The 26658-nt window shown below is 65.6% G+C and carries 26 protein-coding genes; 13 read left to right on the forward strand and 13 right to left on the reverse strand.

Going from position 1 to position 26658, the window contains the following annotated elements:
* Positions 1-11: 11 nt before the first annotated feature.
* Together H7F51_RS17500 and H7F51_RS17505 are read right to left on the reverse strand one after the other, a co-directional pair.
* On the reverse strand, positions 12-764 hold the full coding sequence (locus H7F51_RS17500; RefSeq protein WP_185665611.1) for a YiaD family glycine zipper/OmpA-like lipoprotein: 753 nt from the start codon (positions 762-764) through the stop codon (positions 12-14).
* A gap of 67 nt (positions 765-831) precedes the next feature.
* The gene (locus H7F51_RS17505; protein ID WP_185665612.1) at positions 832-1497 is read right to left on the reverse strand and encodes a protein-L-isoaspartate(D-aspartate) O-methyltransferase; all 666 of its coding nucleotides are present in this window, start codon (positions 1495-1497) and stop codon (positions 832-834) included.
* A gap of 214 nt (positions 1498-1711) precedes the next feature.
* Here H7F51_RS17505 and H7F51_RS17510 point away from each other — a divergent pair, with 214 nt between their 5' ends.
* Both H7F51_RS17510 and H7F51_RS17515 read left to right on the forward strand, forming a co-directional pair.
* Positions 1712-3418: an Hsp70 family protein gene (locus H7F51_RS17510; protein WP_185665613.1), complete on the forward strand. Its 1707-nt coding sequence runs from the start codon at positions 1712-1714 to the stop codon at positions 3416-3418.
* The gene (locus H7F51_RS17515; RefSeq protein WP_185665614.1) at positions 3415-5193 is read left to right on the forward strand and encodes a hypothetical protein; all 1779 of its coding nucleotides are present in this window, start codon (positions 3415-3417) and stop codon (positions 5191-5193) included. The genes H7F51_RS17510 and H7F51_RS17515 overlap by 4 nt, the downstream gene beginning before the upstream one ends.
* 43 nt (positions 5194-5236) lie before the next feature.
* Here the strand turns inward: H7F51_RS17515 and H7F51_RS17520 are convergent, their stop codons facing one another.
* From H7F51_RS17520 to araD1, 4 genes are read right to left on the reverse strand one after another with little or no spacing between them, the layout of a single operon-like run.
* Entirely contained in the window at positions 5237-5881 is a 645-nt protein-coding gene (locus H7F51_RS17520) for a 2-dehydro-3-deoxy-6-phosphogalactonate aldolase (protein WP_185665615.1), read from the reverse strand.
* Positions 5878-6747, reverse strand: coding sequence for a 2-dehydro-3-deoxygalactonokinase (locus H7F51_RS17525; protein WP_185665616.1), 870 nt, complete (start codon positions 6745-6747; stop codon positions 5878-5880). Before H7F51_RS17525 ends, H7F51_RS17520 begins: the two co-directional genes overlap by 4 nt.
* 30 nt (positions 6748-6777) lie before the next feature.
* Positions 6778-7704 (reverse strand): Gfo/Idh/MocA family protein, encoded by a 927-nt coding sequence (locus tag H7F51_RS17530; RefSeq protein ID WP_185665617.1) that lies wholly within the window; start codon positions 7702-7704, stop codon positions 6778-6780.
* A 5-nt stretch (positions 7705-7709) separates the two neighbouring features.
* On the reverse strand, positions 7710-8708 hold the full coding sequence (gene araD1, locus H7F51_RS17535; protein ID WP_185665618.1) for an AraD1 family protein: 999 nt from the start codon (positions 8706-8708) through the stop codon (positions 7710-7712).
* A 215-nt stretch (positions 8709-8923) separates the two neighbouring features.
* Here araD1 and H7F51_RS17540 point away from each other — a divergent pair, with 215 nt between their 5' ends.
* Positions 8924-9667: a FadR/GntR family transcriptional regulator gene (locus H7F51_RS17540; RefSeq protein ID WP_185665639.1), complete on the forward strand. Its 744-nt coding sequence runs from the start codon at positions 8924-8926 to the stop codon at positions 9665-9667.
* Between the two features lie 27 nt (positions 9668-9694).
* Here the strand turns inward: H7F51_RS17540 and H7F51_RS17545 are convergent, their stop codons facing one another.
* Positions 9695-11002: a sugar MFS transporter gene (locus H7F51_RS17545; RefSeq protein ID WP_185665619.1), complete on the reverse strand. Its 1308-nt coding sequence runs from the start codon at positions 11000-11002 to the stop codon at positions 9695-9697.
* Positions 11003-11170: 168 nt separating this feature from the next.
* Between H7F51_RS17545 and H7F51_RS17550 the strand changes: the two genes are divergently transcribed.
* Both H7F51_RS17550 and H7F51_RS17555 read left to right on the forward strand, forming a co-directional pair.
* A complete protein-coding gene (locus H7F51_RS17550; RefSeq protein ID WP_185665620.1) occupies positions 11171-12979 on the forward strand; it encodes an IlvD/Edd family dehydratase in 1809 nt (602 codons plus the stop codon).
* A gap of 342 nt (positions 12980-13321) precedes the next feature.
* On the forward strand, positions 13322-14974 hold the full coding sequence (locus H7F51_RS17555) for an ABC-F family ATP-binding cassette domain-containing protein (RefSeq protein WP_343061325.1): 1653 nt from the start codon (positions 13322-13324) through the stop codon (positions 14972-14974).
* Positions 14975-15584: 610 nt separating this feature from the next.
* On the opposite strand, the gene H7F51_RS17560 is transcribed toward H7F51_RS17555, so the two are convergent.
* Both H7F51_RS17560 and H7F51_RS17565 read right to left on the reverse strand, forming a co-directional pair.
* A complete protein-coding gene (locus tag H7F51_RS17560; protein ID WP_246448679.1) occupies positions 15585-16151 on the reverse strand; it encodes an ImmA/IrrE family metallo-endopeptidase in 567 nt (188 codons plus the stop codon).
* A 1-nt stretch (position 16152) separates the two neighbouring features.
* A complete protein-coding gene (locus H7F51_RS17565) occupies positions 16153-16506 on the reverse strand; it encodes a helix-turn-helix domain-containing protein (protein WP_185665621.1) in 354 nt (117 codons plus the stop codon).
* Positions 16507-16675: 169 nt separating this feature from the next.
* Here H7F51_RS17565 and H7F51_RS17570 point away from each other — a divergent pair, with 169 nt between their 5' ends.
* From H7F51_RS17570 to terL, 7 genes are read left to right on the forward strand one after another with little or no spacing between them, the layout of a single operon-like run.
* Positions 16676-16900 carry a DUF2188 domain-containing protein gene (locus H7F51_RS17570; RefSeq protein WP_185665622.1) on the forward strand — a complete coding sequence of 75 codons (225 nt, stop codon included), beginning with the start codon at positions 16676-16678 and terminating at the stop codon, positions 16898-16900.
* Positions 16901-16925: 25 nt separating this feature from the next.
* Positions 16926-17186, forward strand: a complete 261-nt coding sequence (locus tag H7F51_RS17575; protein WP_185665623.1) for a DUF1883 domain-containing protein — start codon at positions 16926-16928, stop codon at positions 17184-17186.
* 19 nt (positions 17187-17205) lie between these two features.
* Positions 17206-17499 carry a DUF3892 domain-containing protein gene (locus H7F51_RS17580; protein WP_185665624.1) on the forward strand — a complete coding sequence of 98 codons (294 nt, stop codon included), beginning with the start codon at positions 17206-17208 and terminating at the stop codon, positions 17497-17499.
* 32 nt (positions 17500-17531) lie between these two features.
* The gene (locus H7F51_RS17585; protein ID WP_185665625.1) at positions 17532-18149 is read left to right on the forward strand and encodes a hypothetical protein; all 618 of its coding nucleotides are present in this window, start codon (positions 17532-17534) and stop codon (positions 18147-18149) included.
* A gap of 43 nt (positions 18150-18192) precedes the next feature.
* Positions 18193-19497: a site-specific DNA-methyltransferase gene (locus tag H7F51_RS17590; RefSeq protein WP_185665626.1), complete on the forward strand. Its 1305-nt coding sequence runs from the start codon at positions 18193-18195 to the stop codon at positions 19495-19497.
* Positions 19498-19500: 3 nt separating this feature from the next.
* Positions 19501-19962 (forward strand): DUF5681 domain-containing protein, encoded by a 462-nt coding sequence (locus tag H7F51_RS17595; protein WP_185665627.1) that lies wholly within the window; start codon positions 19501-19503, stop codon positions 19960-19962.
* Positions 19952-21457 (forward strand): phage terminase large subunit, encoded by a 1506-nt coding sequence (gene terL / locus H7F51_RS18930; RefSeq protein ID WP_185665628.1) that lies wholly within the window; start codon positions 19952-19954, stop codon positions 21455-21457. The genes H7F51_RS17595 and terL overlap by 11 nt, the downstream gene beginning before the upstream one ends.
* 25 nt (positions 21458-21482) lie before the next feature.
* Here terL and H7F51_RS17605 read toward each other — a convergent pair whose 3' ends face one another.
* Both H7F51_RS17605 and H7F51_RS17610 read right to left on the reverse strand, forming a co-directional pair.
* Positions 21483-22352, reverse strand: coding sequence for a GIY-YIG nuclease family protein (locus H7F51_RS17605; RefSeq protein WP_185665629.1), 870 nt, complete (start codon positions 22350-22352; stop codon positions 21483-21485).
* A 13-nt stretch (positions 22353-22365) separates the two neighbouring features.
* Positions 22366-22995, reverse strand: a complete 630-nt coding sequence (locus tag H7F51_RS17610; RefSeq protein ID WP_221774208.1) for a hypothetical protein — start codon at positions 22993-22995, stop codon at positions 22366-22368.
* Positions 22996-23115: 120 nt separating this feature from the next.
* Here H7F51_RS17610 and H7F51_RS17615 point away from each other — a divergent pair, with 120 nt between their 5' ends.
* Positions 23116-23325 carry a helix-turn-helix domain-containing protein gene (locus H7F51_RS17615; protein WP_185665631.1) on the forward strand — a complete coding sequence of 70 codons (210 nt, stop codon included), beginning with the start codon at positions 23116-23118 and terminating at the stop codon, positions 23323-23325.
* A gap of 39 nt (positions 23326-23364) precedes the next feature.
* Here the strand turns inward: H7F51_RS17615 and eno are convergent, their stop codons facing one another.
* Both eno and H7F51_RS17625 read right to left on the reverse strand, forming a co-directional pair.
* A complete protein-coding gene (gene eno / locus H7F51_RS17620; RefSeq protein ID WP_185665632.1) occupies positions 23365-24648 on the reverse strand; it encodes a phosphopyruvate hydratase in 1284 nt (427 codons plus the stop codon).
* Between the two features lie 76 nt (positions 24649-24724).
* Positions 24725-26658 (reverse strand): phosphoenolpyruvate carboxylase (locus tag H7F51_RS17625; RefSeq protein ID WP_185665633.1); only part of this gene is annotated, 1934 nt, incomplete at its 5' end.

Here is a 26658-nt window from a genome sequence, read left to right on the forward strand (position 1 = left end):
CCCTCCCCCCGTCACGAGGTATAGGGTGTCAGAACGATCTCCACGCGGCGGTTGGCGGCGCGGCCCTCGATCGTGGCGTTCGAGGCAATCGGCTGGGTCTTGCCGAACCCCTCCACATGCATCCGCGCCGAATTGACCGAGCTTGCGGCGAGGAAGTCTGCGACCATGTCGGCCCGCCGTTCGGAAAGGCGCTGGTTGTACGTGTAGGAGCCGATCGCGTCGGTGTGGCCATAGACGTCGACATAGGTTGCAGGATAACGGGCCAGCGTGCGGGAAACGGCACTGAGCGCGCCGTAGAAGCGGGGCTGGATATTGTAGCGATCGAAAGCGAAGGTCACATCGCTGGGCATCTCCAGCACGATCTGGTTCTTGCGCTTGATCACCTGAACCCCGGTACCGCGCAATTCATCCTGCAGGATGACGTACTGGTGGTCGACATAGGCCGGCACCTCGACCACCGACACCGGGGCGATGCCCGCCTCGACGATCGCGGCGCGGCGCCGGACGACGTTGGGTACGGCCGGGACGACGACGGTCGTGGCCACCGAGGGCACTGCGGTCCTGACGCGCGTGACGACGGTGGCTGACGGCGCCGCGACAACGGTGCGCGAGGCAGCGTCCACCGAGCCCGACACGCCGCCGACCACGCCGCCGACCCCGATGGTGCCGCCAATCGCACCGCCAAGGCCGCCGCCCACCAACTGGGCGTGGGCGGGGATGGCGGAGAGTGCGAGGGCCGTGGTGGCGATGAAGAACGTGCGCATGGGGGCTCCTTTCTCCATTCCGCGAAAACAACAGGCTTTCACGCAGAGAACGAACCTCGCCGCCGGTTTAATCCATGCGGCTGCCGCCCTCGGCCAGTCCCTCCTTGCCGATGAGGGGGACGAAGCGAACCGCGCCCAGATCGTGTTCCTCCCAATGGTCCGCGCCGGTCCGCGAGATGCGGAGCAGGCTCTGGACCTCCTCCGACCCGACAGGGATGATCAGGTGGCCGCCGATCGCCAGTTGCTCTGGCAAGGCCGCGGGAACCTTCTCGGCGCGCGCGGCCACGAGGATCGCATCGAATGGCGCCAGCCCCGGCAGGCCGATGCTGCCGTCGCCGGCCATGACCGTGACATTGCCGTAGCCCAGCTCCGCCAGCCGCTGCCGGGCGGACGCGGCAAGGGCCTCGAGGCGCTCCACGGTGAAGACCTCGCGGGCGAGCTGGGCAAGGACGGCCGCGGCATAGCCCGAGCCGGTCCCGATCTCGAGCACCCGGGCGGACGGCCGAAGGTCGGCGGCATCGATCATGAGCGCCACGATATAGGGCTGCGAGATCGTTTGTCCGTCGCCGATCGGCAGCGGCATGTCGTCGAGCGCGTACTCGGACAGGGCGTCCGGCACGAAGGCTTCTCGCGGGACACGTTCGAATGCGGCAAGCAGCCGCGGGTTGGTGATGCCGCGCGCCTTGATCTGGCAGTCGGCCATGATCCGGCGCTGCTCGTCGCTGAAGCGCATCGGTGCTGCTCCTTCCCGCGCCATCTGTGCAACGGCACCGGCGCGGCGCCGTTCCGGGGCCTGCGGGCCTCGCGTCATCGCAAAGGCTATTCACCATTGCCGCCCGGCGAGGCCGCCGAGCGCAATTCGCCCTGCTTCGCTTGACGCATCTTGCTTTTGCGCATCGCGTTTGGTCAGTTCGATGCAAATCATGTGAGAGGGGCATCACAAGGCTATGATCGTCGGGATCGATCTGGGAACCACCAACAGCGCGGTCGCCATCTGGCGCGACGGGCAAGCGATACTGGTTTCCAACGCGCTGGGCGACCCGCTCACCCCCTCGGCCGTTTCCCTCGATCCCGATGGCAAGACCTATGTCGGCGCGGCGGCGCTGGAGCGGTTCGGCACTCACCCGAACGACACGGCGCTCAGCTTCAAGCGCTACATGGGGACCGACCGCACCGTTTCGCTCGGCAAGCGCAAGTTCAAGGCTGACGATCTTTCGGCGCTCGTCCTGAAATCGCTGTGCGACGACGTGGAGGCGGCCTTCGGCGAGCGCCCTGCCGAAGCGGTGATCACGGTCCCGGCCTATTTCAACGATCGCCAGCGCAAAGCGACCCGCCGCGCCGGCGAGATCGCGGGGCTGAAGGTCCGCCGCCTGATCAACGAACCCACCGCCGCCGCCCTCGCCTTCGGCCTGCAGGATCAGGAGGACCGGGAGCCCTTCCTGGTCTTCGATCTTGGCGGCGGCACTTTCGACGTATCGATCGTCGAAAAGTTCGAGGGCGTGGTCGAGGTACGCGCCTCGGCGGGTGACAACCGGCTGGGCGGGGACGACTTCAACGCCGCCCTCGCGGGCTTGGTCAAGCCCCGCCTCGATCCGTCGGGGCTGCTCGCCCGGCTCGATGACGTGAAGCGCGAAGCGCTGCTGCTCAGGGCGGCGGAAGCGGTAAGGCGCCAGCTGTCGGAGGCCGACGAGGCCGTGTTCACCGTGATCGCCGGGGAAGAAAGGCTGGAAACCCGCGTTACCGCCGCCGACCTCGAGGAAGCCTCGGCCGCCCTGATCCAGCGCCTGCGGGAACCGGTGGTGCGCGCCCTCCGGGACTGCACGTTCGACGTTGCGGAACTGAGCGAGATCGTGCTGGTCGGCGGCGCGACCCGGATGCCGATCGTGCGCAAGGCGATCACCCGCATGTTCGGCCGCTTCCCCAATGCCACGGTGCACCCCGATCACGCCGTGGCCCTGGGCGCGGCGGTCCAGGCCGGGCTGCTGTCGCGCGATGCGGCTCTGGAGGAGATCCGCATATCGGATGTCTGCCCCTTCACGCTCGGGGTCGACATGATCGAGCGCGACAGCAACGGCCATATTCACCACGGGGTTTTCTCACCGATCATCGATCGCAATACCCCGGTGCCGGTGAGCCGCTTGAGCACGTACCAGACGGTGCAGGACAACCAGCGCGAACTGCGCTTCAATATCTATCAGGGCGAGGCGCGGGTCGTTTCGGGCAATATCCACCTTGGCGTCATCTCGGTTCCGGTTCCGCCGCGCCCGGCCGGCGAGATCACGGCCGACGTCCGCTTCAGCTATGACAGCAGCGGCTTGCTGGAGGTTGACGTGACCATCCCCCAGACCGCGCTCCAGCGCAGCCTCGTCATCGTCGATGAGGCGGACCGGCAGTCCGAAAAGGATCTGGCCGAACGGCGCGCGGCCCTTGCCAAGCTGAAGTTCCATCCTCGGGAAGAGGCGCAGAACGTCGCGCTCATGGCCCGGGCGGACAAGACCTACGAGGACCTGATCGGGGACGAACGGCAGGCGGTCGGCCACTGGATCACCGAATTTGCCGGGGCCCTGGAATCCCAGGACCCTCGCCGGATCGCGGACGCCCGGGCGATCCTCGGCCAGCGGCTGGATGCCATCGCGGCCGAGGCGCCGCTGTGAACCCGGGCCAGGCAAATCGCCTCCTCGGGATCAAGTCCGGTGCGGACGTTCCGGCCATCCGCAAGGCCTACGCCGCGAAGCTCAAGGCGCTCGATGTCGATGCCGAGCCCCAGGCCTATGCGGCCCTGCGCCAGGCACGCGACCTTGCGCTCCGGTTGGCCAAGGCCGCGCAGGCAGCCGAGGCGCCCGAGCCGGAGACGGCTGCACCTGCCAGCTTGTCCGATGACCCGGCCGAGCCACCGCGCGAATGGCCCTACGCCGCCCCGTTGCGGCCGGATCTGGCCGATCAGGACATGATCCCGATCCATCTTGTCGGTCAGGCAGAAATCCCGCCGCGGCAAGAGCGCCCGGAGCCTGTCGAGCTGCGACTGCCCGACTTCTCGCCGGCGGTCGAACGCGCCTTCGCCGGGCCGCCGCAGCTCGCCCGAGGCGGCCACGCTGCCGCCGACGGAGTTGCGCTCAGCCGGCCCGACCGGGACCTTTACACCCTGCTGAGTGCCGGCGAGGACGCCCCGCTGGACGAGGCGGAACTGGCACGGGCGAACGGCTGGCTCGGCCAGATCCTCGCCGATGCCGCCTCGGCCGATCTGACCCTGCATGGCCAGATCGAAGGCTGGCTGGCCGACACCATTGCCCGCGCCTGGCCGCGCAGCGCGCCGCTCCTTCCTCCAACCGCCGAGGCCTTTGGCTGGGAAAACGAGCGCGGTCAGCTGCACGAGCGTTCTTCGATAGCCTGGCTCAACGCGCGTTTGCGTGGCTTCCGGTTCCAGAGCGATGTCGTCGATCCCGCGCATCGATTCCACAAGGCGTGGGTAGAACTGCATCAGCCGGGACGCTCGACGGTCTTGCAACGCCTCCGGGTGAATCGTCCCGACGTGATACGGCTTCTGAAGGGCGTTCGCGAGAATTTCCCGGAACTAGAAGATCATTTTGATCCGCAGCGGGTTGCTTCGTGGGAAGGTGGTGGCGGACCCAGCATTTCATTCGCGGCAGGCAGGTTCGCCGAGGGCGCCAATGCGCGCTTTCCCATGTTCGCGGTCTGGACAGGCATTCTCTTTATGATCCAGGTCGTTCGGTTCATTCCGGGGCTCAATTCAGACGCGCGGCCTGACAAGCTGGACGGGCAGTTTGGCCCGCCCGCCGCCGTCGCCACCGCAGACCCGGACTATGAACGCATCCGCGATGCCGCGGTGATCGCGGCCTTCGGCGAGGGCAAGACGATCGCCTGGCTGCGCGAGCACCAAGCCAGCCTGTCCGCTTCGTTCGAAGCCCGCATCCGCGCGGCCCGCAACAGCGGCGCCGACGAAGCCGCGGCGATCGCGCAGGCGGTGGATTTTGTCCATCGCCGCGTGTTTCTCGCCGGGCGCCGCGAGAAAGGGGCCACGCTTGACGATACCATGGCCGTGCACCTCGCCTATCTCGATGCAGCAAGCAAACTCGGCTCGGCGACATGCCTGCAATCGATGCATTCGCTTGATTTTGGGGGCGTCTCCATTCCAACGACCGTGCGCCGGCAGGAGGCGAAACTCGCATCGCGCCTTGCCGAAGCCGGCAAGCTCGTCGAGGTGCCGGCTTCCGGGCCCAGCCAGGCGAGTGTTCCGGGCGAACTGGTCGGCCAGATTATCAGGGCGACTGGCCTGACCCAAAGCCAGGTCGGGAAGGCCCTGCAGGAACGGGCAAGCGCCGAGGACAACTGTGCGGTCAAGCGCGCCCTGTTGCGCGCGGCGCTCGACTGGAACGGGCCCGAGCGGAACGCGATCTTCCTGACGATCTAGGTCCGCTTCCGAAGCCGGGCGGCGGCGGCGACGAAACGAGCGGTCAGGCGGCGCGCGCGTTCCGAAGCGCATCGGAGAATTCGGCCGCGCGGGCGCCGACCTCTTCGGCGGACATTCCCGGCTTGTACAGGCCCGAGCCAAGCCCCGCGCCGTCGGCACCGGCCGCCATCCACTCCCCCAGGTTTGCGACGCCCACGCCGCCGACGGCGAATACCGGCATATCCTTGGGCAAGACGGCGCGCATGGCCTTCAGGACAACAGGGCTGGCGCCCTCGGCCGGAAAGAGCTTCAGTCCCGTCGCGCCGGCTTCAATGGCGGCGAAAGCCTCGCTGGGTGTGAAGAAGCCCGGCAGGGAAAGCAGGCCCTTGGCCGCGCTGGCGCGGATGACCTCGCCGTTGACGTTCGGGGAAACGATCAACCGCCCTCCTGCCCGCGCCACGGCCTCGACATCGCCCGGGCTCAACACCGTACCCGCGCCGACCAGCACGTCCTCGCCATAGCGCCGCGAAAGCCGTTCGATCGAAGCCAGCGGATCGGGCGAGTTCAGCGGGACCTCGATCATGGTGAAGCCGGCCGCGACGATCGCGTCCGCGATCGCCTCGACCTCGTCGGGGCGGACACCGCGCAGGATGGCCACCAAGGGATGGCGGGCCAGGGCTGCACTCAGGATCTCGCGGGGACTGCTCATGATTGGCTGGCTTTCCAGATGCGGGCGATGCCGGACACGAAGGCGGCATGACTGTCGATAAGCGTGGGACGGCCACCGGCGATGGCGACGGCGGCGGAATAGAGCTGGCCCAGATGCGGATCGGCCAGAATGAACACTGGCTCTTCCCGCGCTATGGCAGCGCCGCCCACGTCGTTTCCGATCAGCAGACCCGAAGCATAGGAAGCGCTGTCCTGCGCACTGCGGCGGCCGAGCAGGGCAGCGGCGCGGGTCCGGAACAGGAGGCCGGGCAATCTCCCGTCCATGCCCGCGCGGACACCATCGCGGAAGGCGGGGCCATCGCTGACCGGGCCGGTCAGGAAATCGGCCAGCAGGCTGTGCTCCTTGAGAAGGGCGAAGAGTTCGCCGGTCATGGCCGTTGAAAAACCGGCGATCCGGCCGCCCGCCATGCGGGCCCATTTGCAATGGGTGCCCGGCTGACAGAGCAGGGAATCGGGCGGGGCCAGTGCGGCGGCGACAGCCCCCAGCAGCTGCACCTCTTCGCCGCGCATCACGTCGCCCGCCGGATCGGCCAGACCCGGCACGATCGCGGTGCGGCCCGGTTCGCACCATTCGAGCGCCCCGGCCAGATCGGCGATCCCGGCGGGGCAGGACAGGTAGGGCACGTTGACCCACCCCTTGGCCGAACCCACCATGCCCGCCATCAGCACCGGGAATTGCCCGAGTTCGGCGCGCAAGGCCGCGAGTTCGGCGGGAAATCCGCCCGGCGCGACCGCGAGCAAACCCTTGCTGTCGCGCTCGCTGCGCAGAACCTTTCCATCGCCGTCCAGGACATAGGCGCGGCGGTTCGTCGTCCCCCAGTCGACGGCGATCAGTTCGGCAGTCATTCCGTGTCCTTCCGCCTTGCCGTAGTCCGGTCAGTCTTCAAATGCTTCCACTTCGCGCCGCCGCCCACACAGGAAGGCATCTGCAACGAGCTGCAACGGGGTTACATCGACGTCGCACTGCCCGGACCGGATCAGCGCGGCGAAGTGGGCATAGAGCCCGGCATATTCCCGGTCTTCGTCCCGCTCGGTCCGATCGGGCAAGGCGAGAACCGCGCCGCCGTTCGACAGGGTGAGCCGGCCCGCGTCGGTCTCGACCACGATGTCCCAGGTCTGCGGGCCGGTCTGCCGCCAATCGAGGTCCATGTGGATCGGCGCGCCATGCGTGTCGCAAAAATGCATGTCCGCCGCGATCGGCGCGGCGCGGTTGGCGGGGAATTCGAGGACGGCGGACTTGAGGAAGAACCGCTGCGGGAGGATGTGAGTGGCGATGGACAGGGCGTTGATCCCCGGATCGAACACGCCCAGCCCGCCCGGTTCCCAGATCCACGCCTGTCCGGGATGCCAGACCCGCACGTCCTCGCGCCAAGTGATCTGGACGCGGTCTATCCGGCGGCCAGCCAGCCATGACCTTGCCGGCGCGACCCCGGCGGCAAAGCGGGAATGCCAGCTGGCGAAGAGCGTGGCGCCCGAAGCCTGCGCCATGCCTTGCAGCGCGGCGACTTCGGCCAGGGTCGCGCCGGGCGGCTTCTCGAGGAAGAGGTGAGTTCCGCGCGCCAGCGCCATGGCTGCCAGTTCATGGCGGACCTGCGGCGGGGTGCAGAGCGCGGCGGCATCGATGGCCGGCCCGCGCTCCAGCAACTGGTCGAGGCTCTGGAAATGGGGGACGCCGGGCACTCCATCGCCCTCGCGGCTGACCGTGGCGACGAGGGTGAACGCCGGGTTTGCGGCAATAGCCGGAAGATGCTGGTCCCGGGCAATCTTGCCAAGGCCGACCACGGCGATGCGGACCGGAGCCATCGCCGTTACAGCACCCGGACGGCGACCGGGGCATCGGCCGCCTCGGCGCGGGTCAGCGGGTTGCGCAGCGGCAGGGTGAAGGGCGCCGCCTCGATCTCGAACGCATCGCCGACTTGCGTGCGAAGGCCGTCGCTGAACGAGAGCGTGGCCGTGCCGAAGAAGTGGACGTGAACGTCGCCGGGGCGGCGGAACAGGCCATACTTGAAGTGATGGTGCTCAAGGTTGGCGAGGCTGTGGCTCATGTTATCCTCGCCCGACAGGAAGGGCTTTTCCCACAGAACCTTGCCATCTCGCAGGATGCGGCTGGTCCCGCGCAGGTCCGCCGGGGCCTGGTCGATCAGCAATTCGGGGCCGATCGCGGCCTTGCGCAGCTTGGAGTGAGCGAGCCAGAGATAGTTGTGCCGCTCGGTCACGTGATCGGAGAATTCGTTGGCGAGGGCGAAGCCGAGCCGGAACGGTGTGCCGTCAGGCCCGATCAGGTAGATCCCGGCGAGTTCCGGCTCTTCGCCGCCATCCTTCGCAAAGCCGGGCATTTCGAGCGGCTCGCCCGGGCCGACCAGCTGAGAGCCGTCGCCCTTGTAGAACCATTCGGGCTGCTGGCCGATCTGGCCTTCGGCCGGCTTGCCGCCTTCCAGCCCTTCGAGGAAGATGCGCATGGAATCGGTCTTGTGCTCGGCCATGGCGGCATCGCGGTGCATCTTGTCGCGCCCCTCGGCCGAACCGAGGTGCGTGAGGCCGGTTCCGGTCAGCAGGAGGTGCGCGGGATCGGCGTGATCGATCGGGGCGATGAAGCGGCCGGCCGCCAGTTCATGCGGCAAGTCGATTTCCGCGCCGCCGGGGCAGGCCCGCGCGGCTTCGGCCAAGCTCATGCCCGAGGCAATCGCGCCTTGCGCCAGTTCGCGGATCGTGGCGACACCGCCGAGCACAGCGGCCTTGCCCCCATCGGCAAAAACGACCGAACGCGTGCCATCGGCGGCGCGCATCTGGAGGAGGCGAAGGGACATAGGGAAACTCTCCGGTGCGCCAGGCGCAGGTCAGGATGCGCAAGGCCCAACCTTGGCGCGAGCATTATTTACTCCTACATATTGGCGCGATGGGCGAAAGGCAATAATCCTCGCACATATTCGTTTCAGCCGGGCTGACCCGCTGTTAAGTGAGCCTCGGAGGAGCCCGCCGCGTGACAGATGTCGGACATGAGCCCGAAACGAGCAGCCAGGCCCTGACGGCGGATGGCCGGGACCCGGCCACGCGGGGGCCGGGCCGCCGGCTTCACGGTGCCCTGGCCCACAAGCTGGGCACGGCGATCCTGTCCGGCCAATATGCTCCGGGCGACGTGCTGCCCGGCGAAGTGGTTTTTGCCGAGGAGCTGAAGGTTTCGCGCGGCGCCTACCGCGAGGCGATCCAGGTCCTGACCGCCAAGGGGCTGGTCGCGAGCCGCCCCAAGGCGGGAACGCGGGTCCAGCCGCGCGATCGCTGGAACCTGCTCGATCCCGAGGTGCTCGCCTGGGCCTTTGCCGGCGAGCCGGACGTGACTTTCGTGCGCGACCTGTTCGAACTGCGCTCGATCATCGAGCCGGCCGCGGCGCGCCTCGCCGCCTTGCGCCGTTCGAAAGAGGACGTTCGGATCATGCGCGAGGCGCTGGCCGGAATGCGCCGGCACATGCTGACCACCGAGGCCGGACGGGCGGCCGACCGGGATTTCCACGATGCCATCCTGCGCGCCACCGGCAATCAGGCGCTGATCGTGCTGAGCGCCTCCATCGGCGCGGCGGTTCACTGGACGACGCAGTTCAAGCAGCGCTCGCGCGAATTGCCGCGCAACCCCATTCCCGAACACGCGCGGGTGTTCGATGCCATAGCGGCGGGCGACGGCGAGGCGGCGGCCGAAGCCATGAGCCTGCTGGTCGACCTGGCGCTGGAAGATACCCGCAAGTCGATGGGGCTGGGCAACCCCGCGGCTTGAGCCGCGGGATCGGCCAGCACCCGCCGGTCAGTCTTCCAGTGTCACATCGGGCAGGGCGTGAGTCGGACGCGAACCCCACAGCGCATAGAACAGCACATAGAGTTCGCAGGCCGCCGTCAGCAGGAACGAGGCCTGAAGGCCGTAGCTGTCGGCCAGGTAGCCTTGCACGACGACGAGCGCGCCGCCGGCAATCGCCATGATCAGCAGGCCCGAGCCTTCCTCGGTCAACGGACCAAGGCCGCGAATGCCGAGGGTGAAGATCGTCGGGAACATGATCGAGTGGAACAGCCCGACCAGGATCAGCGACCACATCGCCGCCGGCCCGGTGGAGAACACGGTGACGAGCATGACGACGAACGCGCCGATCGAGAATGCCGCCAGAACCAGTCCGGCATCGACTTTCTGCATGATGGCCGATCCAGCGAAGCGCCCGACCATCATGCCGCCCCACAGGAAAGTGAGGTACTTGCCCGCCTGTTCGTGCGTCAGGTTGGCGATATCGGGCTGGCTGACGAAATTGACGAACAGGTTGGCGACGCCGATCTCCGCGATCAGGTAGATGAAGATTGCCGGCACGCCGAACACGAGGTTGCGGTGCTTCCACAGCGAGAGGTGCTTGCGCTCTTCGGCGGCAAGGCGCTGCGTGGCCGAGCCCATCGCCGGCAGCGGAAAGCGCGCGATGACCACGGCGAGCACGACCAGCACGGCGGCGACGAGGGCATAGGGCAAGAGTACCGACTGGGCATCGGCGAGGCGTTCGGCATGAGTGAGAACGGTGTCGGCCGTGGCCGTGCCGCCCTTGGACCGGCCGAGGATCAGATAGGCCCCGAACATCGGGGCGAGCATGGTGCCGGCCGAATTCATGGCCTGGACCAGGTTCAGGCGGGACGACGCCGTTTCCGGCTTGCCCACCACCGCGACATAGGGATTGGCCGCGACCTGCAGCAGGGTAATGCCGCTGGCGATCACGAACAGCATGGCCAGCGTGACGCCGTAGGAGGGGATGGAGGCCGCCAGCATCATGCCCAGCGCGCCCGCCGCCATGACCAGCAAGCCGATGACCAGCGACTTCTGGTAGCCGATCCGCTCGATCAGCTTGGCCGATGGGATCGACGCCACGAAATAAGCGATGAACCAGACGGATTCGATCAGGGTGGTTTGCGTGTAGTTCAGCTCGAACACGCTGCGCAGGTGCGGCAGCAGCGTGTTGTTGATGACCGTGATGAAGCCCCACATGAAGAACAGGCTGGCCAGCAGGGTCAGTGCCGGGCCGTAGCGCACCCCGCTGGCGGGGTGGCCGGCGCCGACCCCGGATGACGATACCACTGGCGGCATATCCTGATGTCCTCTCGCTCGCGCCGCCGTGACCGCCCGTGGCGTGCCGGCTTGCGCTCTTTTCATTTGTAGGAGTATATATGAGGCAATCCCGCGTCAATGGGCTGCGCAAGTGAGCGATCGCACGACCACGCCCCATTGCCGCTTCCAATCCAGGCGACTGCTTAAATGACCGAAACACCCCCTGCCCGGCCTTCGACCAAGCTTCGCTCGCGCGCCTGGTTCGACAATCCCGACAACATCGACATGACCTCGCTCTACCTCGAGCGCTATCTCAACTTCGGGATCAGCCTTGAAGAGCTGCGCTCGGGCAAGCCGATCATCGGGATTGCCCAGACCGGCAGCGACCTTTCGCCCTGCAATCGCCACCACCTGGTCCTGGCAGAGCGGATGCGAGAGGGCATCCGCGAGGCGGGCGGCATCGCGCTCGAATTTCCTGTCCACCCGATCCAGGAAACGGGCAAGCGCCCGACCGCCGGGCTCGATCGCAACCTCGCCTATCTCGGCCTGGTCGAGGCGCTCTACGGCTATCCGATCGACGGGGTCGTGCTGACCACCGGCTGCGACAAGACCACGCCGGCCCTGCTGATGGCTGCGGCCACGGTGAACATTCCGGCGATCGCGCTATCGGTCGGGCCGATGCTCAACGGCTGGCACAAGGGCGAGCGCACCGGTTCGGGCACCATCGTGTGGAAGGGGCGCCAGATGATGGCGGCCGGCGAACTGGACGCGGAGGGCTTCATCAAGCTGGTCGCCTCGTCGGCTCCATCGACCGGCTATTGCAACACGATGGGCACGGCCTCGACCATGAACAGCCTGGCCGAGGCGCTGGGCATGATGCTGCCCGCCTCCGCCGCAATTCCGGCGCCCTACCGCGACCGGCAGGAGTGCGCCTATCACACCGGCAAGCGGATCGTCGGCATGGTGCATGAGGATCTCAAGCCGTCCGACATCATGACACTGGAGGCGTTTCACAACGCCATCGTGGTCAATTCCGCCATCGGCGGATCGACCAATGCGCCAATCCACCTGGCCGCCATCGCCCGCCATGTCGGGGTCGACCTGCCACTCGATGATTGGCAGCGGCTGGGCCACAAGGTTCCGCTGCTGGTCAACCTCCAGCCCGCCGGCGAATACCTCGGCGAGGACTATTACCGGGCCGGCGGGGTTCCGGCGGTCGTGGCGCAGCTGATCGGGCAGGGCCTGATCGCCGAAGGCGCGATGACCGTGAACGGCCGGACCATTGGCGACAATTGCCGCGGCGTGGAGATCGAGGACGAGCGCGTGATCCGCCCGTTCGCCCGGCCGCTGCGCGAGGAAGCGGGCTTCCTCGTCCTGACCGGCAACCTGTTCGACGCGGCGATCATGAAGACCAGCGTGATCAGCGCGGAATTCCGCGAGCGATATCTTTCGAACCCGGCAGATCCCGGCGCGTTCGAGGGGCCTGCGGTCGTGTTCGACGGGCCGGAGGACTACCACCACCGGATCGACGATCCTGCGCTGGGTATCACGGCGGAAACCCTGATGTTCATGCGCGGCGCGGGGCCGATCGGCTATCCCGGCGCGGCCGAAGTGGTGAACATGCGCCCGCCGGCCTACCTGATCACCGAAGGGGTGGGCGCCTTGCCCTGCATCGGCGATGGCCGGCAATCGGGGACGAGCGGCAGCCCGTCCATCCTCAACGCCAGCCCCGAAGCGGCGGCCATGGGCGGCCTCGCCCTGCTCAGGACCGGGGACCGGGTGCGGCTCGACCTGCGCGAAGGCCGGGTCGACGTCCTGATTGCGGACGAGGAACTGGCCGAACGGCGGGCGGCGCTGGAGGCCGCAGGCGGCTATCCCTATCCCCCCTCGCAGACCCCGTGGCAGGAGATCCAGCGGCGCCTGGTCGGACAGCTTTCGAGCGGAGCCATTCTCGAAGGCTCGGAAAAGTACCAGCGCATTGCCCAGTCCATGGGCCTGCCGCGCGACAACCATTGAGGCGGGCATCGAGGCGGCAAACATTGTTACGGACGCAACCGTCGCTGCTAAATTCTGCCCGGAGACGCTGGGTGTTTCTGGCGTAATTCGGGCCACATTCGGCCTTGGCGGAGACAGGGTAGCCCATCTCAAGGTGGGCGGAATCGCGCGGAAGTCCGCCGTTCTTGCCCGGCGTATCCGTCACCGAAAATGTCTCGACAATGGTTGGAGGCATGCACGAGAAACGAAACGTCTCTGATGGAAATATTGGCGACAAACCGGTTCCGTGGGTCGATGGAGTCCGTCCCTGGGATTTGCACCGAAGCGAGGCTTGGGGTAAACACCTGAAACGCGGCCGCTTTGTTGGCCGCCACAGGAGGAAGAGATGGACCGGAAGACGCGCTGAATTCGCCCGTCACGATTGTTGTTTCCGGTACCATCATGTCCGCTTTTCTAACCCTCGATGGAGTGGCGCTCACAACGCCCACTGGCCGTCCTTTGTTTTCCGATCTGTCGTTCAGCGTCGGCCGCGAGCGCATGGGCGTCGTCGGCAGGAACGGCGCGGGCAAATCGTCATTGCTCCGCGCCATTCTCGGCGAGATCACACCCCAGCGGGGAACGATCCATCGTAATGGGACCATGGGAGTCCTCCGCCAGAGCCTCGAACCAGGGGAGACGACAGCGGGCAAGGCGCTCGGCGTCGCCGATGCACTGGCCCGGTTGGACCGTATCGAGTCCGGCATAGGCGACGAGACAGATTTTGCTGAAGCGGACTGGACTCTGCCACCGAGAGTGGTGAACGCACTGGCCGAAGCTGGCCTACCGCCCATCCAGCTGGATCGCCCCCTGACGACGTTCAGTGGCGGCGAGCGCACACGGCTCGCCATTGCCGGACTGCTGATCGATCCACCCGACCTGCTCCTGCTTGACGAGCCGACCAACAATCTCGACCGCGCAGGCAGACATGCCATCGCCGCTTTCCTCGCAGAGTGGAAAGGTGGGGCGCTGATCGTGAGCCACGACCGTCTTCTGCTCGAGAACGTAGACCGGATTGTGTCGCTCTCGCCCACGCGCGTAACCGTTCACGGTGGCAACTGGTCATCCTGGGTGGACGAGCGCGATGCTGTCCGAGAACGGGCTGAGGCCGAACTGGAACGCGCCCACCGTCATGCCCGGGCCGGCGCCCGACAAGCGCAGGACGCGCGCGAACGCAAGTTGCGGCGGGATCGGGCAGGCCAGGCTTACGCCGCGAGTGGCAGCGCGCCGAAAATCCTGATGGGCCGTCAGCGCGAACGCGCCGAGAAAAGCAGCGGGCGCGGCGATCTCCTTGCCGAGCAGCGAGCATCAGCGCTTGCGGCCACTCTGAACGACGCTCGCGCTCAGGTAGAAGTGATTACGCCGCTCAACGTTCAGGTTCCCCAATGCGGACTGCCCTCAAACCGTCAGGTCCTGTCATTCCATGAGGTGTCATGGGGATGGGGTGACCGGCGTTTATTCGAACACCTGTCCTTTGATCTGCGCGGACCGGAACGGGTCGCAGTCAGCGGCCGCAACGGTGCGGGCAAATCAACGCTGCTCAAATTGGCTGGAGGACTGATCACACCCCAGGCAGGAGAGATCCGGCGCCCGGCACCCTCGGCCTTGCTCGATCAGACGGTCGGCCAGCTTGATCGCGGCGCCACGCTGGTCGCCAACATGCGGCGCCTCAACAAGGAGCTGGATGAGAACGCGGCACGTGCCGCACTTGCCCGTTTCGCCTTCCGCAACGTGGAGGGTGACAGGAGCGTGAGGGATCTCAGCGGCGGGGAATGCCTGCGGGCCGGGCTGGCCTGCGTTCTGTCGGCTTCCCCAATCCCGCAGCTGCTGTTGCTGGACGAGCCCACCAACCATCTCGATCTGGAATCGATCGAGGTGATCGAGCAGGCGCTGTCATCCTACGATGGCGCCATCCTTGTGGTCAGCCATGATCCCACGTTTCTTGAAGCAATTGGCGTGGAACGGGAGATCACGTTGTGAGAGCCAGCGCCCTTCGTTCCCCAACCACTTCGAGCGACCGGTCTCCAGAAAGCTGCTATTTTCAAATCCATTGATGCAGAATGCGCCGCAAAGACTTTGCAGAGAATACAGCCGTTTTCGGCGTTGCTCAGCCATTCTACCGAGTCCCAGAGACGGGGTCCCGACGCCCAATTAGCCCGCAAAGCCGCAGAACTCCGGGCCGGCTGCCCAGAGTTAAGTTATTGATATAGCAGGTAAATGAAGTTGGAGGTGTGGGCACGACCGCAATCGGACGTCTGCTCTCGCAATTCCCTGTTTATCTGGGAAACTACAGGGAAATTTGCGTTCCGCTGCTCAAAATCGCAGACCCCAACAGCTCGGAGCCGCGCAATTCCTCGCCTCCATCGCGGAATTCCCTGGCCATTCGAACAGGGAAATTAATGCTTGGCACAGGGAGCAGCTTGAGGCCTAGCTCGATTTCATTGCTTATTTTTCACGGGCAGCCAGCGCAGCTATCTGTGGCCGCCCTTGGTCCGGACGACATCGACGAACTGCGCGCCAGTTTGCTGGCGGGCCATAGCCTTCAAGACCTGCCGTTGCGCCGAGCGATTTTTACCTGTTGCGGTAAGGCCTAATTGGCGCGGCGCCGGAAAGCGAGACGCTTCTCGACTCCCGTCATCCGACAGCGCCAATGGCATATCTGCGCGCTCACTCCGAACTCCTGCGCAATCGCCTCCACTGACAGACCTCGGCTGCGCAGTTGAATCAGGGCTGTCTCCGGCAGAAGCAGCGCAGCCCCCAACCAATCTGCTTCATCTTCCTGGTCGGCCGAATAGTCGGACAACAGCACCAATCCGGTGGGGGAGACCTCCACTTCGGCCGGAACGTGCTCGAGGATGATGTGGGCGAGTTCATGCATCAAGGTCGATGCGCGGCGGGTATCCGGATGAGACGAGTTCAAGACGACGAGGTGGACGCCTTCTTCCAAGAGCGTCATACCCGACCAACTATCCGGGTCTCGCACCAGCAGTTGCGAGGCGTGCTCAGGTTCTAGATCGAGATCGCTGGCCTCGTAGACGATGACGCCGAGGTGTTCGGCATATCGCCATGGACAGAGCTTATCGGTTGCGGACAGCCCCAATGCGGTACGCGCAGCAGCAGCCATTCGCTCGGATTCGGCCTTGAACCCTCGACGCATGTCATTCTCCGCGCACCAGCTCAGCACGCGCTTGGCGGGCGCGCTGCGCGGCGAGAATGAGCGCACCCAACGATGTCGCCGTTTCGAGCGAAACCGTAGACTTTTTGCGGAAATGGGCGACCGCACGCTTTTGGGGAGGTTCAACGTCGCTTGCCTTGACGCCAAGGAATCGAGCCGGATCAACATCAAGCCACCGGCAAATCTTCGCAAACGTCGCGAGGTCGGGAAGGTGGCCGTTCTCAACCCGTGAAAGAGTAGCGGGACTAACCTCGATTTCGGCCGCCGTGGCCCGAATTCCGCGGCTTCCGCGTTTGCGCACGACTAGTTTGCCCAGTTCCTCGATCGGCAGGGTCATAGAGTCTCCAACAGGGGCATTGACATGGAACCCGCGGCCCCATACTGTTTCATAAGTGAGACGGTTTGCATCACTTGTGAAATCGCCTCTCTGTTGAAACGGCGTGAATCATATCGTCGACAGGTGAGTCAAGCGGAATGTGATTCGCATGCGTCGAAAGGAGACCAAAATGAGCGGAAAGAACCAATATGTCGTGCGCAATGGCGATCGCTGGAGCGTTCGCGGGGAAGGCAATTCGCGGCTGACCCAGACGTTTGACACGCAGCGGGAGGCCATTGCTTTTGGGCGGGACATCGCGCGCAATCAGGAATCAGAGCTTCGCATCCAGGGTCGCGACGTCAAGTTCCGCGAGGCCTGGTCCTACGGCAACGACCCGTATCCGCCCAAGGGCTAACGCCCCAATCCAAAGGAGAATCTTCGTGGATCATATTCATGCCAGAGATTGGCTCGAGGTGGGAAATCGGGTCCGCGTGGATTGCAATTACCAGTGCAACGTTCTCGTGATGGATGACCACAACTATTCGCTTTACCGGCGTGGTCAGACCTTCCGTCACTTCGGCGGCTTCTTCAAGCGCCTCCCTGCGATCCTCTGTATTCCGAGCAGCGGGCACTGGAACACGGTGGTCGACCTCGGCGGCGGTCGCGCCAACATCCGTTACGCCATCAACTATCTTAAATGATCCAGCAGCGAGGACTCCAATGACGGTTCGCATCACATGCATCAACAAGGATGGGGGCAATCACGAGAACCCTCATGCAGCGATCAGCCATCTCGGCTGGATTAACGAGGGCACGGGGAAAAGCGGGAAATCCACTCGCCTGGAAATGTACGACTGGATCAAGAACCGGAAGGGTCAAGCCTTCGTCCGTGATGCCAATGGCAACACCGCTCGGGTCGGCACGGCTGAAACCGCGCGCGGGACGAAGTACGTCCGGACGTACCGCGACAACACCTGGACAGACAACCTGTTGGCGTTGCCTGAATGTCGGTAAGAAGCTGAATTCACCACGTCCGAGCATCATCTATGCCAGCAGACTTCTCCCACCTGAGCGCCACTACTGCTGACATGGTGGTCGGCTACAAAGTGCGATACGGGCAACCGACCGATGAAATGCTGCTCGAAGCGGCCGAAAGAATAGATCCGCCGCTCATGTCACCGGAGCTGATGGAACTCCTTCGCACTGAACTTGACCCGGCCCGTCAGCGCCGCGGAAGGCCCCGGCAGGGTATCCGCAGAGCAGCCACCCTCACCGACCACCTGCGTGAGCTCGCTCGCACCGACATTCCGCCGCGTTTTGTCGAATTGCTGATCGGCCGCCTGACATCAGGCAAGGGCCTTCGCGAATTTACCAGAGCACTGAGAGCCTACCGAACCATATCGAAGCTCCGCCGCGACAACCTGATCCGCGGTCTGTACCGGATCTTTTACGAGAGGTTGGAAACTGCAACAAAAGGCCACATCGAGCATGCCCCCCTCGGCAAGGTCGTCATTCCTGCAGCTGCAAACCGCAGCGAACGAGCTCTGAAGATGACAGCCGAAACAATGCAAAGGTTGATGCCTCCCTGTCCATCCGAAGCGACCATCCGCAACCTTGTATCAGGGAAAATTCGCCGCGGTTTTCGTGAGTCAAAACGGCGCTGACCTGCTGTAACTGATCTGCTCCCTTTCAACCCGGGAGCGTCAGATGCGTAAGTTTTCCAACCACCCCAACATCGAGCTGGTCCCGACCGGCTCGCTCAAGCCCAATCCGAAGAACCCCAGGGTCCACTCCGATCGGCAGATCAAGCTGATCTGTGCCAGCATCCGCAAGTTCGGGTTTCTCGTGCCGCTCGTCGTCGACGAGGCCAACCTGATCGCTGCCGGGCACGCCCGCTGGCTGGCTGCAAAGGAGATGGGCCTCGAGGAAGTTCCGACCATCCGCGCCAGGTTCCTGAGCGAGGCCGATCACCGCGCTTTCGCTCTGGCGGAGAACAGGCTTCCGGAGCTGAGCAGCTGGGACGAGGACCTGCTGGCCGAGGAGCTCGACAAGCTCTTCAACGAGGGCTTCGATCTCGAGCTGACCGGCTTCACCACCGCGGATCTCGACTTCTCCCTTCCGGAAAAGGAAGCAAAGCCCGAAAAGGTCGAACTTCCCGCGCCCGATGCGATCGCCGTCAGCCGACCCGGCGATCTCTGGCTGATCGGGCCGCACCGTATCTGGTGCGGCGATGCACGCGAGGCTGCCTGCTACGAGGCCCTGCTCGGCGAGGAGCGCGCAACCATGGTCTTTGCGGACCCGCCGTATAACGTGCCCGTCAACGGCTTTGTCTCCGGCACCGGCCAGCACCGTGAGTTTTGCATGGCAGTAGGGGAGCTGGACCAGGGCCAGTTCACCGGCTTCCTGCGCGCCATCTTCCGCATGCTGGCCCGTTTCTCGGTGCCGGGCTCGATCCACTACATCTCGATGGACTGGCGCCACATGCGCGAACTGCTCGATGCCTCGGACGGCGTCTATACCGAGCACAAGCAGTTGCTGATATGGGATAAAGGAGTGGGAGGAATGGGAACCTTCTACCGCAGCCAGCACGAACTGGTCGCAGTGTTCAAGTCGGGCACCGGCAAGCACATCAACAATTTCGGGCTCGGCGACTCGGGCCGCTACCGCACCAACGTCGTCAGGTATGCCGGCGCCAACGCGTTCCGCAAGGGGCGCAAGCGCGATCTGGCCGATCATTCAACGGTGAAGCCGACCGCCCTGATTGCAGACCTGATGCTCGACTGCTCGAACCGCGGCGACCTGATTCTGGACCCGTGCCTGGGCTCGGGTTCGACCCTGCTCGCCGCGTACCGCACGGGCCGGCGCGGCGCCGGGATCGAAATCGATCCGATCTACGTCGATACCGCCCTTGCCCGCCTCGCCGATGCCAGCCGGCTCACGCCGGTGCTGGCGGCGACCGGCCAGACCTTCGCCGAGGTCGCCGCCGAACGCGCCCCCGGAAAGGAGGACTGAGCCATGAGCGAGGACAACGATCTTCCCGGCGGGCCGGCCAACACCGCGGGCGGCGAGGATGAGCGGGTCGGCTATGGCAATCCGCCCAGGCGCACGCGGTTCAGGAAGGGCCAGTCGGGTAACCCGGCCGGGCGCCCGCGCGGTGCCCGCGGCCTGCGTAACGATCTGCATGCACAGCTCTCTGCTCGCCACATGATGGAAATCAAGGGCCGCAAGATCCGGGGTACGCGGCAGGAAGTGGCGCTGGCCTTGCTGACCATGCGGGCCGCTTCCGGGGACCTCAAGGCCCAGGCCCTGCTCCTCCCGCTGATCACCCAGGCCTTCGGGTTTGAGGATCGCGGCACGGGCAAGGGCGAACTGTCGCGCCAGGACCAGGCCCGGCTCGATAGCTATCTCGCCGAGCTCGAGGAGGATCATGCCCGGGTCGCCGGCGGCGCGAATGAGGAGATGGGCGGTGAGGGCTGACGACTTCGACGATCCGCTCGCCGTCCACAATGTCCTGCTGGCGCGGGATTTCAGCTACTTTCTCCGGCGGGCATTCGCCTGGGTCTGCGGCGGAGATGACGTGCTGTGGAACTGGCATCTCGACGCGCTGGTTCACCAGCTCGAACGCGTACGGCGCGGTGACACCCGCCGCCTGCTCGTCACCCTGCCGCCGCGCAACGGCAAGTCGATCGCGATCAGCGTGGCCTGGGTCGCCTGGATGCTGGGCCGCGACCCGACGCTCAGCTTTGTCTGCGTCAGCTACTCGAACGAGCTGTCGTGGAAGCTGGCGCGCGACTGCCTCGCGATCATGCAGTCGCCGTGGTACCGTCAGGCCTTTCCCGGCACGATCATCTCGGCCAAGCGCTCGGCCGCCTATGATTTCGAGACCACGCGCAAAGGGGGCCGGCTCGCCACCTCGGTCGGCGGCACGCTGACCGGGCGCGGCGGCGATATCATCATCATGGACGACGTCATCAAACCCGAAGAGGCCAATTCCGATACGACCCGCGCCTTCGTCAACAACTGGTTCCGCTCGACCCTGTCGTCCCGCCTCGATGACAAGACCAGCGGCGCAATGCTGTGCGTGATGCAGCGTCTCCACGAAGACGACCTTGCCGGAAACCTGCTTCAGGCCGGCGGCTGGGATCACCTGAAGCTGCCGGCCATCGCGAGCGAGGACGAGGCGATCCTGCTCACCCGCGGCCGGGTTCATCAGCGGCGCGAAGGCGATGTCCTTCATCCGGAGCGCGAACCGCTCGCCGTGCTGATGGAACTGAAGGCCGCAATGGGTTCCTACGCCTTTGCCGCCCAGTACCAGCAGGACCCGGTGCCAGCCATCGGCAATGTCATCCGGGGAGACTGGTTCAGGACCTTCCGCGAGAGGCCCGATATGACCTGGGGCAGCATCGTCCAGTCGTGGGATACGGCGAGCAAGGACAATCCGCACAACGACTGGTCGGTCTGCGTCACCGCCCTTGTTCGCGACCAGGACGTATGGATCGTCGATGTCTTCCGGCGGCGGCTCCAGATCCCCGACCTCACCCGCGAGGCGATCCGGCTCGCGCGGGAATGGCACCCGCGCACACTCCTCATCGAAGACCAGGCATCGGGCACCCAGCTGATCCAGAATCTCAGGGCCGAGGAACCCGGTGGTGTTCCCTCCCCCATCCCCAGGCGCCCCGAGGCTGACAAGCAGTCACGCACGCTGGGTGTGAGCTCGATGATCGAGAGCGGCCGGGTCCTGCTCCCCGAAGAGGCCCCCTGGCTCGCGGATTTCCGGGGCGAGGTGCAGGCCTTTCCCGGCGGACGCTTTGACGATCAGGTCGATGCGCTCTCCCAGTTGCTCGAATGGGTCCGGCAGCAACTCATCTGGCGCCCGGCGCCGCTGGCCGGGCCGGAACTGGTCTGTGCTGATGATGAGGACGATGATGAAGGTTCGGTCGGCTATTACCCCTTCGACGATCCCTGGGCCTGAGCCGTGCCGGGCTCGCCTCGCCTCCTCAATTGCGGTTAAGCCCGAACCGCCGGGTGTGGAGCCGGTTCTTCCAGCTGGTCTCGAGCGCGACGACGTCGCTCACCTCCAGATCGGGCGAGGTGCGCTGGAGGATAGAGAAACTGAGGTTTGCCGGATCACAGGCGCGCAGGGCGGCGTTGCCGCCGTGGCCGGTGCGCGCGTAGTTCAGCCAGCGGCCGAGGATGTTGTCCTCGCCGCAGGCCGAGCCGACATAGCCGGACCCGCTCGCCACATCATGGATGAAGTAGACGCCGCGCCACTGCGCGAGCTTTGCCGCCCAGCTGGCGGGCAGGCTCCTGAGCTCATGCCAGTTGAGGACCAGATCGTGCCAGTCCGGCATGCCGCGGACGAACCGGCTTTCCGGGTCGATCGCCATCACCGGAAAGGCACCGCTCTTCGCCCGGCGCCACCATCCCTGGAACGGTGGCGGCCACGAGATCGTGAGGCGGCCGATGTAGTCCTCATAATGTCTCAGCCGTTCGAGATCGAAGGCGAGGCACGGCGCCATGTCCGGCTCGCGCAGCGACATGCCGAGCTCTTCGAGTTCGCGGTTGCCGGGAAAGGCGCAGTAGCCCTCGTAGTCGAGGGTCTGCGCACTGCCGATCCGGTAGATGCCGGCAAAGGTTCCCGCCTTGCTATCCTGGCTGACAAATGAGGCGATGTACCTCGCCCGGGTCATCGCCTTCTCGAGCGATGCCCACTGGATCTGCTGCCAGGCGAGGAACAGGTCCGGCCGCTCGACCACCAGCCATGGCAGCACCCGCGCCAGCGATGCCTCGCGCGGGATATGCCGGACGATCAGCACCTCGGCCGGATCGAGGTCCTCCAGTTCCAGCATGGTGCGGAAGTTCAGCATGGGACCGGTCCGCTCACGGCTTCGGCCCGCGCTGACTGATCGCCAGCAGCAGCCCGGCAGCTTCGGCCGGTGCGATGCGATCCTCCCAGTCGAAGCCGTTCTGCGCCTTGAAGCGGAAGCGCCACAAGGGTGAGGCTCCGGGCTGGTAGCCGGCGGCAATTTCGCGCACCACGCTCTCGGGCAGATCAAAGCCAAGCGTATCCTTGTAGACGCACAGGCCAGCGGCGCAGGTCACCACCTCGTGTGACAGTTCGGTCACGGGTGCTGACCGGGGCCCTTGGGAGGTGGCGAACACCACCTGCCGGAAATTACGGTACTGGAAGCTGTAGGTGACCTGCTGGTAGAGCTGGAAGCGGGCCTCGCCCGTCTTCTTTCCGATGAAGGCGCGCAGGAAGTTGTCGGAGCGCACCCGGTCTGTGAATTTCCCCTTGCTGCTCCACGCCCTGGCTGTGGTCAGCACCACCACCGGTTCGAGATCATCGCCTTCAACCGCGACGACTGAAGCAACACCTTCAGGCGTGAGCGCGTTCAGCGTTCGCAGCTGATCGGGACTCGGCTCGATCCGCTCTTCTTTGGACTGGGCCCCTGCCCCGCCCGCCAGCAGTCCCGCCGCCGCTGCCATCCAGCAAATCCGCCCATCCATACCGCGCCCTCATGTCGTCGATCAGTGACACGCATCAGGCTTCGTTTGCGCGGCAAGTCAACGTCAAATGTCACTGATCGCCTGTAGATCGATGGGCGACATGGCTGTCTGTAGACGGCCGTGGATATTCGGATACGCCTCGGCCAGAATGTACGCGCACTGCGCGAGGCCAGAGGCTGGAGCCAGGAAGACTACGCCGACCGCGCCGGGATCCACCGGACCTATGTGAGTGACATCGAGCGGGGGCGCAGAAATCCGACGATCACCGTGGTGGAGAAGCTGGCGGCACCGCTGGGGATGAGTGCGGGGGCTTTGCTCGACGGCGATTAACGCTTGTCGGCAAATGCGCCTCTGCCTGTCGAATTCAATTCAGGCCAGCCGCCCGAAAGCCTTGGCCCCGGCATAGACCGCCGCGGCGCCCAGCTCTTCCTCGATGCGGATCAGCTGGTTGTACTTGGCAAGCCGGTCCGAACGGGCAAGCGAGCCGGTCTTGATCTGACCGCAGTTGGTCGCCACCGCGAGGTCAGCGATGGTCGCGTCCTCGGTCTCGCCCGAACGGTGCGACATGACCGCGGTATAGCCATTGCGCTGGGCGATGGAGACGGCTTCCAGCGTCTCGGTCAGCGAGCCGATCTGGTTGACCTTGACAAGCAGCGAGTTGGCGAGGCCCATCTCGATCCCCATGGTCAGGCGCTTGGGATTGGTCACGAACAGGTCGTCGCCAACCAGCTGGACCTTGCCGCCGACTTTGTCGGTCAGCGCCTTCCACCCCTCGAAGTCGTCCTCGCCCATGCCGTCCTCGATCGAGATGATCGGATAGGACGCGGCGAGATCGGCCAGGTAGTCGGCCATCTGCACCGGACTGAGCGAGAGGCCTTCACCGCTGATCTCGTACTTGCCGTTCTTGAAGAACTCGGTCGCAGCGCAGTCGAGCGCGAGCTTGACCTCGGTGCCCGCCTTGAAGCCGGCCTTCTCGATCGAGGCCATGACGAAGTCGAGCGCGGCGCGGGTCGAGGCGAGGTTCGGCGCGAAACCGCCCTCGTCGCCCACGGCCGTGGCGAGGCCCTTCTCGTGCAGGCCCTTCTTCAGGGTGTGGAAGATTTCCGCGCCCCAGCGCACCGCCTCGGCCAGCGAGGAAGCGCCGACCGGCATGATCATGAATTCCTGGAAGTCGATCGGGTTGTCGGCATGTTCGCCGCCGTTGATGATGTTCATCATCGGCACCGGCAGGACATGGGCCGAAACCCCGCCAACGTAGGCATAAAGCGGCAGGCCGCGTGCATTGGCCGCAGCCTTGGCAATGGCGAGCGAGGTGCCGAGGATGGCGTTGGCGCCAAGACGGGCCTTGTTCTCGGTTCCGTCGAGTTCGATCATCGCAAGGTCGATGTCGCGCTGGTCCTCGGCGTCGAGGCCGAGCAGGGCCTCACTGATCTCGTTGTTCACGGCGTCGACCGCCTTGAGCACGCCCTTGCCGAGGTAGCGCGCCTTGTCGCCATCACGCAGTTCGACGGCCTCGTGCGCGCCGGTCGAGGCACCCGAGGGCACGGCGGCGCGGCCGAAGCTGCCGTCGTCCAGCAGCACATCCACCTCGACGGTGGGATTGCCACGGCTGTCAAGGATCTCGCGGCCATGGATGTCGATAATCGCGGTCATGGCAAATCTGCTCCACATAAATTCGGCTGAAAGATGCGGCTTTCCCACCTCATCAGGTGTACCGCCCTCTCCTCACTTACCCGTGCGCGCCGAAGGCGTTGGCGATGGCCGTCGTGATCTGGAGCGACAGGTGATAGGCCTGCTCGATCCGGTCGACATATTCGGTGCGGATCACGCTGTAGCCGCTGGCTCCGCTGTCGGGATATTCGCTCGGCTCGTTGACCGAGAAATCATCCACCTCGGGGAAGCTGGTCGGGAAGGCGCGGCGCAGCTGGGCGAGCGCGTCGTCGATCCTGAGGGTGAAGACCATCTCCAGCACGTCCTCGCGGCTGATGTCGTTGGCGCGGCTGAAGGCCGGTACCATGACCACGCGCATGAACATGTGCTGGAACAGGGCGAGGCGGATCGCCTGGAGCACACCCATGGTCCGCCGCATGTGCTCGCGCTCGGGCAGCGGGCTGTCATCCGGCAGGAGGTCGAGCAGGCGGTGCAGCTTGAGCGCATCGACGCGCAGGCGCGAGGCGAGGCGGCGGAACACCCCGGCGCGGTCATCGGTGGTGAGGTATTCGGCCAGGGCCAGGCAGGCCCCGGCAATGTGGGGCTCGTCGCCGCGATAGGGCCGGCTAGCCCAATAGGCCGAATTGAACAGTTCGCCGAAGGCCGATTCGGTCTTGATCGAGGCGAGGGCATTGGCGGCGCGGACCAGCCGCACCATCTGCCGCCCGCGCGCGCTCTCGCGCAGCAGGGCGGCAATTTCCTCGATGTTGCCATCGGCCGCCGTGCCGAAGCCGGCGATCACGTTGACCGGGTAGCCGAGCTGCTGGAGCACGGCATTGTGCGGGATCGCGCGGATCTGGCGCAGGCTCATCTTGCGATCGGCGGCGAGGTCCGACTGGCGGCGCGCCTTGCGGCTGCCGGTATCGTTGAGCAGGCCGAGGCCGAAGGCGGTGACCGCGCGCGAATAGGTCGCGCTCGAGAGGTGGCGCTGCTGAACCCGGCGGATCGCGCGGTAGAAATCGAGGCTGAGATCGGTGCGGCGGTAGAACGGATCGGTCGGCGCGGCGGAATCGGCCCCGGCCGGATCGTGCTCGGCAAAGCGGGTCAGGGTCGCCTGGGCCAGTTCGGGCGAGCCGAAATAGAGATAGCCGTCGCCGCCCTGGAAGGAGACTTCGGGTTCGAGCTTGATCCCCGAGCGGACGAAGCGGCGGCGGGCCCAGGGCGCCATCTGCCAGTCGATCCGGTCCTCAATCCCCGAGGGGTGGCAGCCGCGCCCCATCGATTCGCCGCCGGTGTTGAAGATCAGCGCGGAAACACCGCCAAGGCCATTGGCGCTCATCGCCTCGGCCAGCCGGCCGTGGAGGCGCTCGATCGCCAGCGCCGCCGGAATCTGGCCGACGAAGCGGCCGGCATCGGAAAAGCCGCACTGGATCGCGACCCGGCCGCGCACCTTGGCATAGTCGCGGTAGGCCTCTTCCGCGAGCAGGGCATCGAGGAAGCGGCCGCCGTGTTCCAGCGCGCTCTCGGTCTCGAACAGGGGCGAGACGTCGACCTTGTCCTCGATCCCGAACAGCTTGGCGAAATAGAGCGCGGCGAGCACCGTGGTCGGCTGCTCGCACTCGGCCACCAGCATGCGGATCGGGATATCGCCGTCGATGTGCCGCAGAATCTGGGCCATGGCGAGGAACTGGCGGATCGCCGTACTGTTCTCGATCGCCAGCGCCGCGAAATTGGTGCGCAGCGGCTTCACCTCGGCCAGCATCTCGCGCATCCGGACCAGCGCGGCCTGGCTGGCGAGATCGAGCCGGCCCTCGGGGTCGATCCGGCGGCGGATCGCGTTCTGCAGCTGCGAGGAATTCACCCGGAAGTGGATCCAGCCCATGCCGAGCCCGTCGGCGCGCATGGCCGAGGCGGTGACCAGCAGGGTCCGGGCAATGTCGTCCTCGGCGTGCCTGGCCTCGGCTTCGAGTTCGCTGATCACCGCGCTCAGGCTGACCAGCTTGTCGGGGTGAT

It is taken from the genome of Novosphingobium flavum (genome assembly GCF_014230315.1).
GTDB classification, from domain to species: Bacteria; Pseudomonadota; Alphaproteobacteria; order Sphingomonadales; family Sphingomonadaceae; genus Novosphingobium; species Novosphingobium flavum.